The following is an 18,896-nucleotide window of genomic DNA, read 5'->3' on the forward strand; positions in this document are numbered from 1 at the left end:
GTTTTGACACTCCTATCCCATGGATTTGAGTGCATCCATACCGGCTGAATCCGGGACTGTCTAACGCTATAGGGTCATGCCGTTTGATGCCTCTGCTACCTGCCCACATGCCTGATCACCTGACCCTGCCTAACCAGAAGTTCTTGCATCTCTGGGACGGGCACTTTTCTGGGTGGGACCTTGTGCTGGATGGCGAGGTGGGCGGCGATGCCGGCGGCCTGGCCGAGGGCCATCCAGGTGGGCTCCATGCGGATGGAGGAGAAGGCGACGTGGGTGGTGCTGGCGGCGACGGGGACGATGAGGCCGTCCACGGTCTCGGGGATCATGATGCGGTAGGGGATCTCATAGGGCCGGGTGATGTAATCCAGCATGCCGAGGTAACCTTCCAGGACGATGGTATCCCCGGGCTGGCGCTTGCTGGCGGGGAAGCTATCAATGGGGAACTCGCCGACGGCGATGCTGTCGGCGTGGTGCTTGGGCTGCTGGCCTTTGCCGGTGATGTCGTGCTGGGTGAGGGTGTATTCGCCGATGAGGCGGCGGCCTTCGCGGACGTAGAGCTGCCAGGGGAAGCCGTCGTTGTCGGTGAACTCGTCCTTAGGCAGGTGCAGTTCATTGGCGATCTTGCGATGGGCCTCGGGGACTTCGGGGTCGTTTTGCAGGAACCAAAGGAGGCCGAGGGTGAGGCTGCGGTGCTTTGCCGCGATGCGCTGGCGGGTGGCGTCGTCGCCTTCAATGTAGCCTTTGTTTTCCTCCGGGAAGGGAAAACCGAGAGGGCGGGGGTTGATGTTGACGTCGGTCTTTTGATTCGGGATGTCGGTGACGGAAAGGGCGCGGACGAGGGTATCGAAGTGGGCGGGATTGTAGCCACGACCGGGCTTAAAGACCTTGGGCCCGGCAAGGCGGCCGGCCTTGAGGTCATCGAAGTAACCCAGGTAGGCGCTGCGGTCATAACCGGGCGGCGGGGCGGTCATGGGATGGGCGTTGGCGGTATCCTTGGTTAGGCAGAGGCGGTAGGTGTAGGCAGGCAGGCGGTCATCGGCGGCACCGGTGCTGCCGGGGAGGAACTCATGGGTCTGGTAGTCAAAATAGATGACGCCGGCGTGGGGTTCATCGAACTCCTGGCGGGACTCGCGACCCAGGCGGAAACGGGCCCCGGCGGCGGCGTAGAGGTCGCCCTCATAGGTGGCATCCACAAAGACGGGGGCGGCGAGGGTGCGGACGGCGGCATCCTGACGATTTAGTATATCAATACTGGTTAGGCGGCGATCTTTGACCTCGGTGGATTTTAAGCGCCAGCCTTTGAGGACGGTAATGCCGGGCTCTTTGGCAAGCATGGCCTCAAATACTTTTTCGGCGACGGAGGGCTCGGCATAATAACCTTCGTTGCAGAGCTTGGTGGATTCGTGGCCCGGGCCGTAGGTGGTGAGATAGTGATCGTAAACGCCGGTGATGAACTCTTTGAAAATGCCGCCGATCATGGCGCGGTTTTCAATGTCGCTCTTGCCGAGGCCGCTGGTGGTCATGCCGCCGATGTGGCGATGATATTCCACCAGGGCGACGCGGCGGCCCTGGCGGGCGGCACTGATGGCGGTGGCGATGCCCCCGGGAGTGCCGCCATAGATGACGACATCCGCAGCCGGAGCGGTGAAGGCGGCGGTGAGGAAGAGCAGCAGGGCGGCAGCCGGCGATTTCATGGTTTTGGCAGGACCTCGTATGGCAGGGGGACGGGTTGGGAAGTGGCGGTGATCAGCATGCTCTTCAAGCCATGCGTTAAGGTGCAGCGGAGAGCACTCCGTGACGGCGGGCCTTCCAGTGAGCGGCGAGATGATAGATGATGCCGCAGCTGGAATTGTGCAGGTAGTCAAAGCTGCCTAGCATTTCGCGGAGAGAACTGCGCACTGATTCGCCGCACGTCGTGGGATCTGCCATGAGCAGAACGAGGGCGGATTCACCCGCCTCGCGGGTGAGGTGCCAGATTTCACGATAGGGTCCCCACTGAGGATTGGGGTAGCCTTTTTGGTCCTTCCATACGGCGACATGGCGCCAGTCAGGACCCAGCATCTGCATTTGCTCAGGCGTCTTTTTGGCGAGGCTTCCCAGCACACTGGTGAAGCGCCGGGCGGCGAGGTCGCGGACGTGCAGCATCCTGGTGTGAATGGTGGCTTTTAACGCCGGGTCGGGTTCCAGATGATGGAGAAGCTCCAGTGAGCACTGCATCTGCAGGAGGGCATAGGCGGGCTTGTGCTCACCGGGATGGGCGGATTGTGCGATGGCTTCCGTCACATACTTTCGCCATTGCGCATGAAAGCGGTCTTCACGCGTGACGTCCCAGGCGGCGGCATAGATCATGGGGAGGCGGGCGGCCTCGTGGGCCTGGACATTCCACATGCGGCAGATGCCCAGCGGACAGCGGGCGCCATCGGCACGGCAGAAGTCATAGTCGTTTTCAGGCGTGACAAAAGCGATCATCCGCCCGGCGACATCGGCGAGTATTTTGCGGATCTGCATGCGCTTTGATTCATCGGCCAAAGGGCTGTGGTAATACTGCCAGAGACCGTGGACAAAATGAGTGACCTGATCCCGAGATGAATTGATGTACACACTTTTGCCATCCTCCGGGCAGACATTCCGGGCGACGAAACCCGGCACTCCGTGCACGGTGGCGCAAAGGCGCAGGCCGGTGAAAACCTGGGCGGCCTGAGCACGCAGCGCCTCCTCCCCGGTGACGGCAAACCGGTCACATAAGACACTGAGCATGGCCCCGCCGAGAATGGCCCCATCCTCCATGCCGGTGCTGTAGCCGCAGGGATTCGGATACTGCCGCCTCACCTCGTCTGCGGTGGGCAGGTGGGCCTGCTCCTTGCCCTTTTCGTAACTGCTCAGGTAGTCCGCAAAGGTATGCACCTGGGGCAGATAAAAGCGGGTCCAGGTGACGTCCCAGGCCTGGTCCATTTGCCTGGACAATGCTGGCTCTGCCGGTGCGGCCAGCGCGAATGAAGGAGCCATCAGGAGAAAGGCTGGCAGAGGGGAAAACTTGGGCATGGAGATAGGGATGCGGTCTCTCTTATTACTCGTCAACGCGTCCGCCTGGGACTCAGGATTTGGGTTTGGCGCTCCAGAGAGCCAGGTTGCGAAACTGGGCTCCTTCACCTCTGGCCACCATGCCGATGCGGCCTTTGCGGTCTTTAAAGCGCTCATGATGCCCCTCAATGGTCTGGTCATCGATCCGCGCAAACCAGTGGTCGCCAATGACCTCGATGGTGACTTTATGCCAGGTGTTGGGGTCGATCTTGATCTCGATCCTCTTCAGCTCCTCACGCCGGGTTTCCTTGGCAATGCCGCTCATCTTTTGCAGCCAGATGGCCTCCGGGGTGATGAGGATGCGGCCTTGGTGCAGGTTGGGCTTGTTGATGTCGCGACAGACAAAACCGACCTGGGGTGAAGTGCCCATTTTGAATTCGGCCTGAAAAACATAGTCGCCCAAGTCCACGATGTGTTCGCACACGGCTTCGTGACCATTGGGCCGGTTTTTGCTCGGGCCTTCCTGGATGGCATAGGCAGCGCCGTCCTGGATGCTCCACTTGCCAATGCCACCGCGCCAGCCGCCGGTGCCGGGTTGCTTGGGGTTTGTGAAGGATTCAGGGCGATCAAACTTGTCTGCTGCGACGAGTTCAACGACTTCGGAAATCTGCGTTTTAGGAGGTACCGGAGTCTCGGCGGCGAGGGCCTGGTGAGAGACCAGCAGGGCAAGGAGCAAGAGGCAGGCGGGTTTCATAAAAGGGAGTGTGGTCGCAGTGAAATCGAAACGCAGATGACGGATCATTTTTGAGGGGTGTTTGTGATCTTGTCCAGGTCTGCCAGCTCCACCTTCAGTACTTCGCAGGATTGTTTCACTGTATTAAAGGCTATGTAGAGGGAGCCGTCATGCTCGATGACATGCGGATAGTCAATGTGGCGACCACCGACAAGCAGACCGAGGGTGTGGAAGACGAGGCCGTCATCGCTGATGGCGAGGGTGAGGGGATCGCGCTTTTTGGGCTTGGGATTGGAGACGAGGACGTAACGGCCGTCCTGAAGGCGGAGGGCGCTGAACTTGGACTTGGCATCCGGGAAGTTGGTGCGCACGGGTTTGCTCCAGGTACGGCCTTCATCGGTGGAAAAGGCGCGGAAGAGGTAGCCGGAGTTGAGGTTATCGCGGAAGAGGGCGCAAAGGTTTCCATCGGGCAGCACCCACCAGTCAGGCTCCTCGGCGGCCATGCCGGCCTCCTTATATTTCACCATCGGGGTGGACTGCCAGTCGTTAAAGGCTTTTACCCCGCCGCGCAGGAAATGCACGGCCTTATTGCCATCGCGACGGTTCATCATCCACTCGCCGCCTGGCATCAAAATGGGGGCGAAGTTGTTGAGGGCATCATCAAAGACGAGGCCGAGATGGCTCCAGCTGGCGGACTCGGCGGACTCCAGTTCAAAGGCATGCAGAGAGAGTCCAGGTCCGGAATAACCGGTATCTTTGTACCGACTGGCCAGGGCGAGCAGCTTTCCCTCCCGCTCCCAGAAGCCGCGTGCGATCCAACCGTAACCTTCATCCGGCATGCCGGTGAGGTTACCGGGTGGGCTCCAGGTGAGGCCATCCTCACTGGTGGCGAAGCCGACGTGCTGGCCGGGCTGGTCATGACCGGGCACTTTGTTTGGCCCTTTGGAGATGCCAGGGCCATCGCTCCACATGGCCCAGAAACGGCCTGCATGGCGAACGAGGTAGTTGTGCTGGTTAACCCGATGACCATTCAAAGGGCGGGCATCATGGACGATGGCATGCTGCGAGGGGATCTTGGGCAGGTGGTCAAAGTCAATCTGATGCGTGTCCTTTGGCACCCAGTCAGCGGCCAGCATCACGGGGGAGGAAGGATTGGTGACGGGATGCGGCGGGGCGGGCGGCTCAATGGCAGCGGAAGCGGTGCTTTGACGGAGGCGTTCAATTTCATCCAGGGAGATCTTCACGACTTCGATGGTCTGCTTACGCCGGGAGTAGGCGATGAGCAGGTGGCCGTCCTGCTCGATGAAATGAGGGTATTGATAGGTCTCGGCAGGCCCGATGCGCAGAGGCGCGGTGATGCCGGGATCTGCCGGGAGATGCTGCGGGATGGGCAGGGCGGCCATGCGGGTGAAGGTGACGCCATCCTCCGAAGTGGAGAGGCATAGGGGATCCCGCCCTTTGGGATTGGCGTTGGAGACAAGGACGTAATAGCCCCGGCTGGTGCGAAGGCCGAAGAACTTGCTGGTGGCATCGGGAAAGTTCGTCTTTTCCGGGGCGGTCCAGGTGCGGCCATTGTCGGAAGAGACCGCCCGGTAAAAACGGAAAGAGCCGCTGTTGTCGCGGAAGAGGCCCAAGAGGCGGCCGTCCGGCAGGGTCCACCAGTCCGGCTCCTCGGGGCGGAAGCCGTCATCAGCCTGATAGGCGACGAGCGGCACGGCCTTCCAGTCCAACGGGGAGGTCACGCCGCCGAACATCATGGACACCTTGCGCTCGTGATCCCGTCGCAGCATGCCATACTCTCCGTTAGGCATCTTTTGCGGGGGAAAGTTATTGATGGCATCGTCCATCATGACGCCGAGCTTTTTCCATGTCTGGCTTTCCGGCTGCCATTCCCAGGCAAGGAGTTGCAGGCTTTTGCCGAAAAAATGGACCCGGCCCTTTTCATTAAAAGCCTCGTCATGACTGGCGATGGCGAGCAGCTTTCCATCCCGCACCCACAGGCCACGGGCGATGTAGCGGAAGCCTTTTTTAGGGGAGGGCGGCATCAGTTCCTTATCCTCACTCCAGGTTAGGCCGTCCGGGCTGGTGGCATAACGGACATGCTGGGTGGGATTGTCCTCAATGACCGGGCCGTGGCTCCAGATGCACCAGTATTTGCCCTCATGGTAGGCCAGGTAATTGTGCAGGCGGAATTTCCACTGGGGATCGCCATGGGTGACGAGGGCGTGCTGGCCCTTCAGTACCTGCATGTTGGCGAAGTTTATTTTTGTAGCGTCCTGGCCGGTGCCGGGCAGGTCCAGCATGGGAGGGAGGTCTGTAGCAGGGCAGGACAGGGCTACAAAACAGCCCAGCAGGGTGAGAAGACGGGATTTCATGGCAGGTTGGGACCAGAGTGAACGGTCTAAATGCCAAGGAGAAGACAAAAGAGCGCCCGGTTTCCGATGCCTATTTGAGACATGTGGTGAGCATTCTTGACCAGGAATTCTGCGAAATAAGGGAGTGCACCAACTCACAGAAACAGAAACCCCACAAAAACGGACCGGAAGTTGCCTTCCGGTCCGTCGTTGGGGGTTTGGGTTTTTTTATCGTAAGGTCTGCCGGCGCAAGCTCCCGGTATGCGAAGACAAACGTCTCAAGACAAAAAAGTTTTGAAGAGCAAACCTGCCCTACATGAAGTAAGACAGGCTGCTCCGTTATGAGTTCAAAAAGAACTCATTTATTCCAAATTACATCATGCCGCCGTGGTCATGAGCGTGGCCGGCGTCGGCCTTCTCTTCCTTCGGGATGTCAGCAATGAGGCACTCGGTGGTCAGAAGCAGACCGGAGATGGAGGCGGCGTTCTGGAGAGCGCTGCGGGTCACCTTGGCCGGGTCAACGACGCCAGCCTTGATGAGGTCTTCATACTTGCCAGTGGCGACGTTGTAACCTTCGTTGCCTTTGCCTTTCTTGACTTCAGCGACGACGAGCGCGCCTTCGACGCCGGCATTGGCTGCGAGCTGACGGAGAGGAGCTTCGATGGCGCGGGCCACGATTTCAGCACCTGTTTTTTCGTCACCCGTCAGACCCAGGTCTCCGAGGAGGCCCTGAGCGCGGATGAGGGCGACGCCGCCGCCAGGAACGATACCTTCTTCCACCGCTGCGCGGGTGGCGTGAAGGGCGTCTTCCACACGAGCTTTCTTTTCCTTCATCTCCGTTTCGGTGGCAGCACCGACGTTGATGACGGCCACACCGCCGGCGAGCTTGGCAAGGCGCTCCTGGAGCTTCTCGCGGTCATAATCGCTGGTGGTTTCTTCGATCTGGCGCTTGATCTGGCTGACGCGGCCGGAGATGGCATCGCTGCCGCCTTCGCCTTCGACGATGACGGTGGACTCTTTGCCGATGGTGATGCGCTTGGCCTGGCCGAGGTCGGAAAGCTCGATGTTCTCAAGCTTGATGCCGAGGTCTTCGGTGATGCAGCGGCCACCGGTGAGGATGGCGATGTCTTCCAGCATGGCCTTGCGGCGGTCGCCGAAACCAGGGGCCTTGACAGCCACGATGTTGAGCGTGCCACGGAGCTTGTTCACGACCAGGGTCGCCAGGGCTTCGCCTTCCACGTCTTCAGCGATGATGAGGAGAGGCTTGCCAGAGCGGGCCACTTTCTCAAGCAGAGGCAGCATGTCTTTCAGGCTGCTGATCTTCTTCTCGTGGATGAGGATGTAAGCGGACTCAAGGTTCGCTTCCATGGACTCAGCGTCGGTGACGAAGTAGGGGGAGAGGTAGCCTTTGTCGAACTGCATGCCTTCGACGACGTCGAGGGTGGTTTCGATGGACTTGGCTTCTTCAACCGTGATCGTGCCTTCCTTGCCCACTTTGTCCATGGCTTCGGCGATGATGTTACCGATAGCGGTGTCCCAGTTGGCGGAGACGGTTGCGACCTGGGCCACTTCCTTGCTGTCCTTCACCGGGGTGGAGATCTCCTTCAGCTTGGCGACGATGGCCTCAGTGGCCTTCAGGATGCCGCGCTGCAGAGAAGTCGGGTTGGCACCGGCGGTCACGTTGCGGAGACCTTCGGAATAGATGGCTTCAGCCAGGACGGTAGCTGTCGTGGTGCCGTCACCGGCGATGTCGGAGGTCTTGGAGGAGACTTCCTTGATGAGCTGGGCACCCATGTTTTCATAGGGATCCGGAAGCTCGATTTCCTTGGCCACGGTGACACCGTCTTTGGTGATCGTAGGGGAGCCGAATTTCTTCTCGAGGATGACGTTGCGGCCAGCAGGGCCAAGGGTGGCTTTGACGGCTTTCGCCAGTTTGGTGACGCCGCGCAGGAGGGCCTGACGTGCGGATTCGTCGAAGTGGAGTTGTTTTGCCATAGTGTGTTAGCTTGTAGGTGTGGGTTGTGAATTGGGATTGGGGCCGCCCGGGTTTCAGTCTTCCGGCTTGTGGCCGGGAGGGGAGGGCGGCCTGTCCGGATCAGGCGATGATGCCGAGGATGTCAGTTTCGTTGACGATGAGGAGGTCCTCGCCGTTGACCTTGACTTCCGTGCCGCCGTATTTGGAGATGAGGACTTTGTCGCCAGCCTTCACAGTGAAAAGGGTGCTGACGTCTTTGCCTTCGTCGTCTTTGCCAGTGCCCAGGGCGAGCACTTCAGCTTCCTGTGGCTTTTCTTTGGCGGTGTCGGGGAGGAAGATCCCACCGGCGGTTTTTTCTTCGCTGATGGAGCGCTTGAGGAGGACGCGGCGTCCAAGCGGGGTGATTGCGGTAGCCATAGTTGGTCTATTTTCTGCTAGCGTTTAGTTGTTCTGTTTGGTTTGGTTCATCTGCCCGGCTCGCAGTCACCCATGGGATGTGTGGCGGCCAGCCGGGCGGAAATTTTTTTGGGGAAATTAAAAGAAAAGGAAAAGGAAGCCGGACAGGAGGCGGTGTTATTTCGCCGGAGGTTTGTTTTCCTTGATAGCGACGCCGTTGCTGGCGCGGTCCAGGCCGCCGAGGCTCAGCTCAGGGGTAGCTTCGCCGATTTCACCGACGACGAAATCAACCAGCCGCTTGGGGTCTTCGGACAGGACCGCCTGAAGCAGGCGCGACTTTTGCTCGCGGTTGTAGTTCTTGGTGTCGAGATCCAGGCCGACTGAGCCGGGGGTGCCTTCCAGGCCTTTCATCTGGGCGGCCAGCTCCACGGAGGAGTTGATTTTCTTTTGGAGGCTTTTGTCCTCCACCAGTCCGGCGATGGCAATTTTCAGGCTGGGATTAACCTCGGGGACATTGAGCAGGTCAGTGACGTTTTTATTCGGATACTGGTCCAGGATGTCTTCGGCTTCGTCAGCGAGGGCGTCGCGATCAGAGCCAGTGCCGGTGTCTGCCATTCTGGGCGCAGGCTCTTCCGCAAAAGCGCGGTTAAGCTCGGCCTCGATCTGGGCTTCAGAGACAGCGGCGGACTTTGGAGAAACCTCAGGCGTTGGGGCCTGAGCGGTCTCTTTTTGGCCGCAAGAGACGAGAAGCGTGATGACGAGCGCGGCAGCGACGCCTGGGATGAACCGATTTTTCGTCGGTCCTCCAAAGGTCTCGCGGCTGTGGCAACCTTCCGGTTGCGATGTCATCACGCTTCGCATGTTCAGGTCAGCGGGGGGTGTTACTTATCCTTGTCCACGACTTCGAAATCGGCGTCCACGACCTTGCCTTTGTCCTGGGACTTGGTCTCGGTGTTGCCTGCAGGCGGCTCGGGTATGTCGCCCATGCCACCCATGTCGGGCATGCCGCCGGGGGCTCCGGCTGCGCCGGCCTGGGCAGCGGCCTGATAGGCGGCGGCGAAGAGTTTTTCCAGTTCTTCAGTCTGGGACTTCATCTTGTCGGTATCACCGGCTTCGATGGCGGACTTCAGGCTGGCGAGCTTGTCGGTGATCGGGGAGAGCTGTTCGGCAGGGACCTTGCCTTCCCATTCCTTGACATTCTTCTCGATTTCAAAGGACAGGCCTTCAGCCTTGTTCTTCACTTCCACGGCTTCTTTGCGCTTGAGGTCTTCCTCGGCGTGCTCTTCAGCATCGCGCTTGGCTTTTTCGATTTCTTCCTGGCTGAGGCCGGAGCTGCCCTGGATGGAGATGCGCTGTTCCTTGCCGGTGGTTTTTTCCTTGGCGGAGACGTGAAGGATGCCGTTGGCGTCAATGTCGAAGGTCACTTCGATCTGGGGCTGGCCGCGTGGCAGCGGCGGGATGCCATCCAGCTTGAAGGTGCCCAGCGTCTTGTTGTCGCGGGACATGGGGCGCTCACCCTGAAGAATGACGATTTCCACACCGGGCTGATTGTCCGCATAGGTGGAGAAGATCTGGCTGTGCTTCTTGGGGATGGTCGTGTTACGCGGGATCATCGGGGTGGCGACGCCACCGGCGGTCTCGATGGAGAGCGTCAGCGGGGTCACGTCCAGGAGGAGCACGTCCTTCACATCGCCTTTGAGCACACCGCCCTGAATGGCCGCGCCGATGGCGACAACTTCATCCGGGTTCACGCCCTGGTGCGGGTCTTTGCCGGCCAGTTTCTTGGCGGTTTCCACCACCTTGGGCATGCGGGTCATGCCGCCGACGAGAACGAGTTCGTCAATCTTGCTGGCATCCAGCTTGGCGGCGGCCAGGCAGTCCTTCACAGGCTTGATGGTGCGCTCAAACAGGCTGTCCGTGAGCTGCTCCATCTTGGCGCGGGTGAGGGTCTTCATGATGTGCTTCGGCCCGGTGGCGTCAGCAGTGATGAAGGGCAGGTTCAGGTCGTAGCTCTGGCTGGAGCTGAGGGCGATCTTGGCTTTCTCCGCCTCCTCCTTGATGCGCTGAATCGCATCCGGCTGGCTGCTGAGGTCAATGCCGCTGTCGGTTTTGAATTCGTTGACGATCCAGGTGATGAGGGTGTTGTCCCAGTCGTCACCGCCCAGATGGGTGTCGCCATCGGTGGCCAAAACTTCGAAGACGCCGTCGCCGATTTCCAGGACGGAGATGTCAAAGGTACCGCCGCCAAGGTCATACACCGCCACTTTTTCGTCAGACTTGCTGTCCAGGCCGTAGGCCAGGGCGGCTGCGGTTGGCTCGTTGATAATGCGGCGGACGTTCAGACCGGCGATCTCTCCAGCGGCCTTGGTGGCGTTACGCTGGCTGTCATTGAAGTAAGCAGGCACTGTGATGACGGCTTCCGTGATCGTTTCGCCCAGCTTGGCTTCGGCGTCGGCTTTCAGCTTGGCCAGGATCATGGCGCTGACTTCCTGGGGGGAATAGGTTTTGGTTTCACCGCCGACGTCCACCTGGACATGAGCATCACCATTGGCGGCGGCGACGATCTTGTATGGCAGGCGCTTGTCGGCCTCAGTCAGTTCAGCGAACTTGCGGCCCATGAGGCGCTTCACGGAGAAAACGGTGTTGCGCGGGTTGGTCACGGCCTGGCGCTTGGCAGCCTGACCGACGACGCGTTCGCCGCTTTTGGTGAAAGCGACGACGGAAGGCGTGGTGCGTGCGCCTTCAGAGTTTTCGAGCACCGTGGCCTTGCCGCCTTCAAGGACGGCCATGCAGGAGTTGGTGGTGCCGAGGTCAATGCCGAGGATTTTGCTCATGATGTATGGTTAAGGGGAAAGTTGGAAAAAGGTTGGGTTTTGGTGCTTCTACTTTGGCAGATCACGTGCCAGGGCGGGCAATTAGGATGTAAAGCGTTGAAAGTGAACTATTTAGGATTTAGGATTTATGATTTATGATTTGCTAAGAGGTGGGCAAATGGGACCTTTTGGCACATTTGGCGTGTCACTTGGCACTCTAAACACGATGATTGGCACTTTGGCCTGTTCACGATCTGCCGGAGGAAGTAGATGCGTACTCAGGCTATAAAAACTCCATGAGTGGCTCTGCACAACCTCCTTCCCTTCTTTGGCGGGCGATGACACTGCTGGGGCTATGGGTGGTCCTCTTTGGGATCGTGACAGTCTTGACGCCATGGCACCTGGAAGGAGGCCTGGACGTTGTTCAGGAGAAAGGGAAGGCCATCCTTTGGGCTCCTGTCCTCGGCGGCTTAGGGCTGGCGGCACTCTTTGACTGGCCCCGGCCAACCGTTTTTTCAAGCATCCTTTCATTTGGGATCCTTCTGCTGTTTTCAGCCTGGATCCTGTTTCGTTGCCGCACCCGCCGGGCTTACTGGATGCTGACGGCCTGCCACTTCGTCATCATCCTGACCGCCAGTATAGGATTCAGCCGAATGATCCGCTACTGGAGCGACAATCCCTGAGCCTCATTCTGTCACCTCACTCCTTCGTAAACTCCCGGTCAAGCGCGTCCAGATATTTGGAGATGGGGTCGGTGCGGGCGGGCAGCTCGTTTTCGATGGTCTCAGGGAGCTTCAGATAGTCGTCGAAAAGGCCGGACATGGCGGGGGAATCGTTGGCTTCATGGACGTCCAACAGATCGCGGACGGCATCGCTCTGGGCGCGGGCCTGCTGGGTGCGGGCGCGCAGCTCGCGCAGACGGGTGTCCAGGCCTTTGGTACGGCCCTGCTGGATGTCCTCCATGGCTTTCATGTAATCGGTGGCAATGGGGCGGAAGAGCACGGCACCGCGATTTTGCAGGGCGGAGAGAATGTTAATGTTCCGCTCCAGAATCTTGGCGAGGTCTTTTCGCTTCAGGATGGCGGCATAATCTTCAATGGGGATGGCAGCAGCCACGGCGGTTTCGTCTTTGGCAGGCTCCTGCTTTTTGGCGGCAGGTTTTGGCTGTGGGCGGGGGGCGGTGCGTGCAGGGGCGGGGGAGGGAGATGGCACAGAGGCAGTCTCAGCAGGCATGGACTCTGGCTCAGGAGCGTCAGGTTCGGGTGGGGCATCGTCCTTTTTGTCGCCAAAGAGGCGCAGCCGCAGGGGCTGGCGGGTGGTTTTTTCCTTTTCAGCTTCAGGTTCGGCTGGAGCTTCCTCCACAGCCGGAGCAGGAGCCGGGGTCTCAGGCTTGGAAGCAGGCGGGGAACTCTTTTTGGGCTCGCTCGCGGGCTTTTGGGGGGCTTCCGGTTCAGCGGGGTCAGCCTCGGGTTTCTTTTTCCCGAAAAGACCGAAAAAACGTTTCTTTTCACCGCCGTCTTCTTCAACGGCCACTTCCTGCATCACCAGCGCAGTGATGGGTCTGCCGGTGAGGATGTGGGCGACGAGCGGATCTGCCGTAGGTGCCAGGTAGGCCTTTTCATCCTTGGCATTCTTTTTGGGAGCCTGCGTTTCCTCTGGCGACGGCGCGTCTTGGTCTTTTTTGCCGCCCTTGAACCAGTTCAGCGGATTGAGGCCGGAGGGCTTGTCCTCCGCTGGGGCAGCAGGCGCTTCGGCAGGAAGGGCTTCCACTGGTCGTTTGGGTGCCGGAGGTTTTGCGACAGGTGGTTTTTCCGCTTTTTTGTCTTCGTCAAAGAAACGGTTCAGAAGCGGCGTGCGTCCTGATGCGGTGGTTGTCGCCGCCGCAGGAGCCGCTGCGGGTTCCGGTGTGACCCTTTCCGCAGGCGGCAGGTCCGGGGCATTTTCGGCTTCGGCGCGGGCCGCTTCTTCCATGGCAGCGGCGATTTCATCATCAGTGGTTTTCCGCCGGGAAAAGGGATTTAGTCGGCTCATGAAGCCCGGTTTATCCGCTTCTTCGCCCCCGGCTTCGGGTTCCGTGCCGGCAGTTTCCACGGCTGGCGGCGTGGAGGAGGAGATGGCAGGACGGGAAGTGCGGACAGGGCTAGCGGGGCTGGGCTTGACCGGGGCCGTGACGAGGCGGGAGGAACGCGGGATCTCGCTTGGCTTCGCCTCAAAGCGGAGGGTCAGGGCGTCTTCAAGCGCGGAGATGGTATCCAGCGGACTCAGCGGTTCCCCCATGCCGGGGCTGGCCAGGGTGGCGAGCTGCAGCGCCCACCATTTGTTGAGGCTGGCCTCACTGGAGGCAAAATTAGGGAACCATTGGTTGAGCAGCTCACGTTCGCTGCGGGGATCGCTGGCCAGGGAGGTGAGGAACCTGCCCATGCGCAGGCCGCTGTCCGGCTGGTCCAGCAGGGCCAGGACCAGGGCACAGCAGGAGGTCTGGTAAATGGTCCGGGAAAGCGAGTCGTCAATGTCGGAGGCGGAAGCCTCGATGATCTCTTCAATGCCAAAGATTTTGCCACTTTTGAAGATGGCGGCAAAGAGGGCGCTGGGACGGGCGCGCTGGCGGTAGTCCGTGGCCTCCAAGATGCCCAGGTAGAGCCAGTCTGGCAGCAGCAGCTTGCGCTGGGTGGTGATTTGCTTCTGGTTACGCAGGATGCGCTCCGCCAGCAGGGCGCGGATGAGTTCCTTACGCACATCCCCGGGGCGCAGGTCCGGGCGCATGTTCACATTCACCTGGAGGTGAAATCCGCCATGGGTAAGCTGGGAGATGACGGTGGTGGCCGCTTTGTCCGCCTTGCGGGCCGCCTCCCCTGAATTGAGCAGGACGACGATGGGCACCGACCAGCTGTCTTTGTCATGCAGCAGGGTGCGCAGCTCCTTGGAAATGTCTTCGCACTTGGCGGAGAGGGTGTTGCGCAGCGTCATGTCATCCCCATGCACAATGAACTGGCCGCTGGCGCTGGTGGAGGCACCCACTTTGGGCCGGCCAGGACCGGTGGGGGGGCCGGCCAGGGACATGGGGGGAGGCGTGCCGAGGCCGGGAGGCAGCGCTGCTGGTGCGGGGCCAGAAAGGGGAGGCAGGCCGGACAAAGGATCCGGTGCAGGAACGGGCGCAGGGCCGGGGAGCGGAGACAAAGCGGCCGGAGCGGGGGCCTGGATCGGAATCGGCGAGGCAGGTGGCGACAGAGCCGGGGGGGGCACGGGCACTGCCTCCAACTGCCCCGGCAGCGGCGGTGCCACCGGGATGACCTCCGCAGTGCCTCCTGGCACGGGGGGCGGGGGCATGCCCAAAGAAGGAACAGGCTCCTGACCGCAGAGGCTGGAGACGGCAAAGGTAAAGACGAGGGCGGCTGCGCGTGACATCGGCGAACGAAAAAAGTTACGGAAAGCGCGGATCCAGAACGAGCTTGTCCTGGGCGAGCTGGATCTGGTTCATCTGAAACAGGGCCTGGATTTCATCCTTCAAAACGGCCGCCAGTTTTTCCAAAGCCGGGGCCAGGGGGCGCAGCATTCCGTGGGGAACCTCCAGGTGCCCGTAGCTGCCGCCCACCACCTCCACACGAAAAGTCTTCTCCAGGCGCAGCACACGGAAATCCACCGTCGCCGTGCTGCGGTGCTCATGCAGCTTCCACACCAGGGTGGCACGGGCCAGATCCGGCTCCAGCTCCACGGCCAGGCGCTCAAACTGCACCCAATCACCCACCGGCGCAGGCAGGCTGGCGGTCAGCACACGGGCCAGATGGCGGTTCAGCTCCGCCTCAGACACCTCAAACAGGGCGGAGCGCTTGATGGCGGCCTGCTTCAAATCATCCACCAGTTCCCGCTGCCGCGCGCCCGGCTTCGGGGCCTCCACAGGGGCCACCGGCACCGGCCGGTGCGCCACCCAGGCAGCGCCCGCCAGCGCACTCAAAGCGGTGAGCAGCAGAAGATGGAAAAGAAATTTCACAGTCAGCCCGATGATGCATCAGGAACCCGGCATCCGGCAAGCTCCAAACGCGGTGCATTGCGCTGGCCGTGGATTCCCGTTTGGAAAAGGTGTCCAGTACCAGATTGGGAGGCGTGGAGTGCAGTTCCCCTATTCACCTGCCTGAGAAAGAATCACCATGCCAGTCTTTATGGCAGCGGTTGCGTCAGCATATACAGCCACACTCCCCGAAAGACATCTGCGCTTGTATTGGCAATCACGGAGGTATGCGCCGGGCTGGATTCCAGCTTGCCACCGGGGTAGTTGGTGGAGAGGATGCGGGTATTATTGAATGGCGTTTTGGATTCTTCCACACGGACACGGGGACCGAAGGCTTCCAGACCGAACGCCCGCAGGATGGCCCACTGCTCATCGGGGGTCGCACCCTGGTGATCCTGCTCATGGTTAAACGTGAAAAACCGGTCCTTGGGTGTGGCGGATTCGGCGAGCAACCAGGGGGCGGGACCGGGGATTTTGGGTGCCCAGTCCTTAGGCGCACCCGTGGCGATGACCCGCGCCACTTTGTGCTTCATGGCCATCAGGAAGGCATGGCCGCCACCCTGGGACTGGCCGGCGAGGACCATCTTTTCCCACTTGAGGCTGCCGTCATCGTTTAAAAACTGGCTCCATTGCTCACGGGCACGGCTTTTGGAGAGAATCTGCAAAAGCTTGATCACGCGGTTCTCGATGCTGTCCGCGCGGGTGACGGTGATGTGCTTGTGGTTGCCGCCCTGGATGATGCTGAGGCGGAAGTCCTCGAAGGAACGGGCGTCCGCATCCCGCTTGCAGATGGTGGCGGGAATGTCCGTGGGGTAGGTGAGGTTGATCACATGGTATCCCTGGCTGACGGCGAGATTGCAAAACTCCCTCGCGCCCCGGCTGCGGCCACCGGTGCCGGTCATCCAGAGCAGCAGTTCGTTTCGTGCGGTCGGCTTTTCCTTTGCCTGCCGGACCACGATGTCGCGGTCCACAAAGACGTGGTGCGGAAAATCAAAGGTCTTGATCTCCGCATCGGTCTTGCTGGGCAGAATGGCGATGCCTGCCAGTGCCCGCGCCTGCTCCGGGTCGGCGGCCTGCTGGGCACTGCAGAATCCGGTCAGCCAGAAAAGGGCCGCCAGCACAGCGGACTGGGAAAGAGATAATGCGTAAGCCATGAATCTGTAAACTTTCACGACTGCCCGATGTTTCATCCAACACGCCCCCAGGTCATCACAGCCAGCCCGTCTGGTTCAGCCTGCCGGTCAACTCCATCTGGCGCTCAAGCTGCCTGACATAAAGCGCGGCATTTTCGGCATTGGGTTTGCAGCGGGTGGATTCATCCAGGGTGACGAGTTTTGCGCACAGGTCATCGTAGCTCACCGTCTCCCCATGCTCATTGGCCTGGGCATAGGCGGCCTGGATGGCGGCCCCCAGGGCGGCGCCTTCGCTGGTATCCAGGGTGACGACTTCGGCATTAAAACAGTCCGCTGCAATCTGCCGCCAGGTGCTGCTTTTGCTGCCGCCACCGGTAAGGCGGATTTCTGTGGGGTTCATGCCGAGGTCACGGAAGCGTTTCAGGCCGTAGGCCAGGCCCAGGGTCGCGCCTTCCACTGCTGCCCGGGCGATGTTTTGCGGCTTCATATTGCTTGGGCGGAGACCGTGGATGACGCCGCTGCCCGCAGGCAGGTTGGGCGTCCGCTCGCCGTTCAGATAGGGCAGGAAAAGGATGCCTTCCGCTCCGGCAGGTGCGGCCTGCACCGCCTCCTCCAGCTGCTGAAGGGTCCAGCCATACATCTCGCGCACTTCTTCGGTCACGACGGTGACGTTCATCGTGCAGACGAGGGGCAGCCACTGGTCGGTGCTGTCGCAAAAAGCCGCCACTTCTCCCTGGCCGTCCACCACTGGGCTGCCTGCCACGCCATAGAGTGTGCCACTGGTACCGAAGCTGGCCGTGATGACTCCGGGGCGGATATTCCCCGTGCCGATGGCCCCCATCATGTTATCTCCGCCACCCGCGCTGATGATGACGTTTTCCCCCAGGCCCCAGCCCTGGGCCAGCTCCGGGCGAAGGCGGCCATGAACACTGCGGCTGGATCCCAGCGGCGGCAGCATGGAGCGCACACGCGGGTCAATATAATCGCACAGCTCATCGCACCACTCGCGGGTGTTCACATTCAGGATGCCCATGCCGGAGGCATCCCCGTATTCCATGCGCTTCACGCCGCTGAGCCAAAAATTGATATAATCATGCGGCAGCAGGATGGAGGTGGTTTTGGCAAAGTTCTCCGGCTCGTTCTGCTTCATCCACAGCAGCTTCGGGATGGTATATCCCGGCAGCATGGCATTGCCCGCCAGGGCGATGATGCCCGGCTGCCCGCCGAATTCATGGGCCAGCTCCGCACATTGTTCCTGGGTGGAGGTATCGCACCACAGCTTGGCCGGCCGCACCGGCAGGTCATCGGCCCCCAGGGCCACCAGGCCGTGCTGCTGACCGCTCACACCGATGCCGGCAATTTTAGCCCGGTCCGCCCCCAGCTTTTCCACGCACTGCTTCACACAATCATCCACCGCCTTCAACCAGTCCTGCGGATGCTGCTCCAGATGCCCCGGCGGCAGGCCGCTAATGAGCTCATAACTGCTGTGGCCCGAGGCCAGGATCTTTCCTGTCTCAAGGTCCAGCACGATCGCCTTCGTGCTCTGGGTGCCGCTGTCAATGCCGAGAAAATACATGGTGCTAGGGTGGTGAGGATTCGCCGCCATCATTGGCGGTAGCCCATCAAGGGGCAATCTCCAAAATGCAGCACCAGTGGTTTTTGAAAACCAGGATCCAATGCCAGTGCACAGAAAGCAAAGTCAGCCATGTGCACGTCAGCCTTGCCTCCCCCCCCGTCCTGTGGCAATGCTGGTACATGGTCACCAAACTCCTTCACACACGCTACCGCGTGAACGATCTGGACAAGACCGTTGCGTTTTACAAAGACGTTCTCGGTCTGGAAGAAATCAAACGGCACAAGTCTCCGCGCGGCTCGGAGCTGGTCTTCCTGAAAACCCCGAACAGCGATGAGCTGATCGAAATCTGCTCTTTTCCGGCCAGCGGCCCGGTCACGCTGGGGCCGGATGTCACGCACCTGGCCTTTGAGGTGGAGGACCTGGAGGCCTTCGCCAAACATGCTGAGGCGAAAGGCTACCCTTTTTCTGACGGGCCGACGGAAAGCTCCAGCGGCACCTTTGCCTTCATTGATGCGCCGGAAGGATATGAGATTGAATTGATCCAATATCGAAAGTAGGACACAAAACCGGGTGACCGGCGGCGTTGATACCCAATAGAGAGAACTTATTATGGACTTCGACTGGATAGGCGTTGCCTTCGATCTGACGAAACTGCCTCCCAAGGATATTGAGGAGTCATTCGAAGATCCATTCTCCCTGAAGCTGCTGCCGGATGAAAATGGCGACGGCACCAATGCCCGCTATTACAACCTGGGCAAGGCCCTCAGCGGGCGTGCCGTTTTCAGCGCTTTTTGGACTGATGGCAAACGTTACCGGATCATCTACGCCCGGGACATGACGCATACCGAGGCAGATTTTTTTGAGCGCAAAAAAGCGGAGGAAATGTAAC

The 18,896-nt window shown here is 60.3% G+C and carries 15 protein-coding genes; 3 read left to right on the plus strand and 12 right to left on the minus strand.

All coding sequences use genetic code 11. The annotated features are described in order from the left end of the window. Positions 1–95: 95 nt before the first annotated feature. From WJU23_RS21715 to dnaK, 8 genes are all read right to left on the minus strand, one after another. On the minus strand, positions 96–1,694 hold the full coding sequence (locus WJU23_RS21715) for an FAD-dependent oxidoreductase (protein WP_346334733.1): 1,599 nt from the start codon (positions 1,692–1,694) through the stop codon (positions 96–98). 76 nt (positions 1,695–1,770) lie between these two features. Then, positions 1,771–3,042, minus strand: a complete 1,272-nt coding sequence (locus tag WJU23_RS21720; protein WP_346334734.1) for a hypothetical protein — start codon at positions 3,040–3,042, stop codon at positions 1,771–1,773. A gap of 52 nt (positions 3,043–3,094) precedes the next feature. Next, positions 3,095–3,775, minus strand: coding sequence for a family 16 glycoside hydrolase (locus tag WJU23_RS21725; RefSeq protein ID WP_346334735.1), 681 nt, complete (start codon positions 3,773–3,775; stop codon positions 3,095–3,097). A 44-nt stretch (positions 3,776–3,819) separates the two neighbouring features. Then, complete coding sequence (locus tag WJU23_RS21730) at positions 3,820–6,129, minus strand: exo-alpha-sialidase (protein ID WP_346334736.1); 2,310 nt, start codon at positions 6,127–6,129, stop codon at positions 3,820–3,822. 351 nt (positions 6,130–6,480) lie between these two features. Beyond that, positions 6,481–8,103 carry a chaperonin GroEL gene (gene groL / locus WJU23_RS21735; RefSeq protein WP_346334737.1) on the minus strand — a complete coding sequence of 541 codons (1,623 nt, stop codon included), beginning with the start codon at positions 8,101–8,103 and terminating at the stop codon, positions 6,481–6,483. Positions 8,104–8,203: 100 nt separating this feature from the next. After that, entirely contained in the window at positions 8,204–8,500 is a 297-nt protein-coding gene (locus WJU23_RS21740) for a co-chaperone GroES (RefSeq protein ID WP_133795214.1), read from the minus strand. Between the two features lie 156 nt (positions 8,501–8,656). Next, complete coding sequence (locus WJU23_RS21745; RefSeq protein WP_346334738.1) at positions 8,657–9,328, minus strand: hypothetical protein; 672 nt, start codon at positions 9,326–9,328, stop codon at positions 8,657–8,659. Between the two features lie 32 nt (positions 9,329–9,360). Beyond that, complete coding sequence (gene dnaK / locus WJU23_RS21750; protein ID WP_346334739.1) at positions 9,361–11,313, minus strand: molecular chaperone DnaK; 1,953 nt, start codon at positions 11,311–11,313, stop codon at positions 9,361–9,363. A gap of 275 nt (positions 11,314–11,588) precedes the next feature. Between dnaK and WJU23_RS21755 the strand changes: the two genes are divergently transcribed. Then, the gene (locus WJU23_RS21755; protein WP_346334740.1) at positions 11,589–11,975 is read left to right on the plus strand and encodes a hypothetical protein; all 387 of its coding nucleotides are present in this window, start codon (positions 11,589–11,591) and stop codon (positions 11,973–11,975) included. Positions 11,976–11,991: 16 nt separating this feature from the next. Here WJU23_RS21755 and WJU23_RS21760 read toward each other — a convergent pair whose 3' ends face one another. From WJU23_RS21760 to xylB, 4 genes are all read right to left on the minus strand, one after another. Then, entirely contained in the window at positions 11,992–14,697 is a 2,706-nt protein-coding gene (locus WJU23_RS21760) for a hypothetical protein (RefSeq protein WP_346334741.1), read from the minus strand. A 16-nt stretch (positions 14,698–14,713) separates the two neighbouring features. Next, entirely contained in the window at positions 14,714–15,280 is a 567-nt protein-coding gene (locus WJU23_RS21765; protein WP_346334742.1) for a hypothetical protein, read from the minus strand. A 167-nt stretch (positions 15,281–15,447) separates the two neighbouring features. Beyond that, positions 15,448–16,452 carry a hypothetical protein gene (locus WJU23_RS21770; RefSeq protein ID WP_346334743.1) on the minus strand — a complete coding sequence of 335 codons (1,005 nt, stop codon included), beginning with the start codon at positions 16,450–16,452 and terminating at the stop codon, positions 15,448–15,450. 55 nt (positions 16,453–16,507) lie between these two features. Beyond that, the gene (gene xylB, locus WJU23_RS21775; RefSeq protein ID WP_346334744.1) at positions 16,508–18,007 is read right to left on the minus strand and encodes a xylulokinase; all 1,500 of its coding nucleotides are present in this window, start codon (positions 18,005–18,007) and stop codon (positions 16,508–16,510) included. 179 nt (positions 18,008–18,186) lie between these two features. Here xylB and WJU23_RS21780 point away from each other — a divergent pair, with 179 nt between their 5' ends. Both WJU23_RS21780 and WJU23_RS21785 read left to right on the plus strand, forming a co-directional pair. After that, positions 18,187–18,564, plus strand: coding sequence for a VOC family protein (locus WJU23_RS21780; protein WP_346334745.1), 378 nt, complete (start codon positions 18,187–18,189; stop codon positions 18,562–18,564). 52 nt (positions 18,565–18,616) lie between these two features. Further along, positions 18,617–18,895: a BrnT family toxin gene (locus tag WJU23_RS21785; protein ID WP_346334746.1), complete on the plus strand. Its 279-nt coding sequence runs from the start codon at positions 18,617–18,619 to the stop codon at positions 18,893–18,895. The last annotated feature ends 1 nt before the right edge of the window (position 18,896 follow it).

Origin of the sequence: Prosthecobacter sp. SYSU 5D2 (genome assembly GCF_039655865.1) — a bacterium.
Taxonomy (GTDB): Bacteria; Verrucomicrobiota; Verrucomicrobiia; order Verrucomicrobiales; family Verrucomicrobiaceae; genus Prosthecobacter.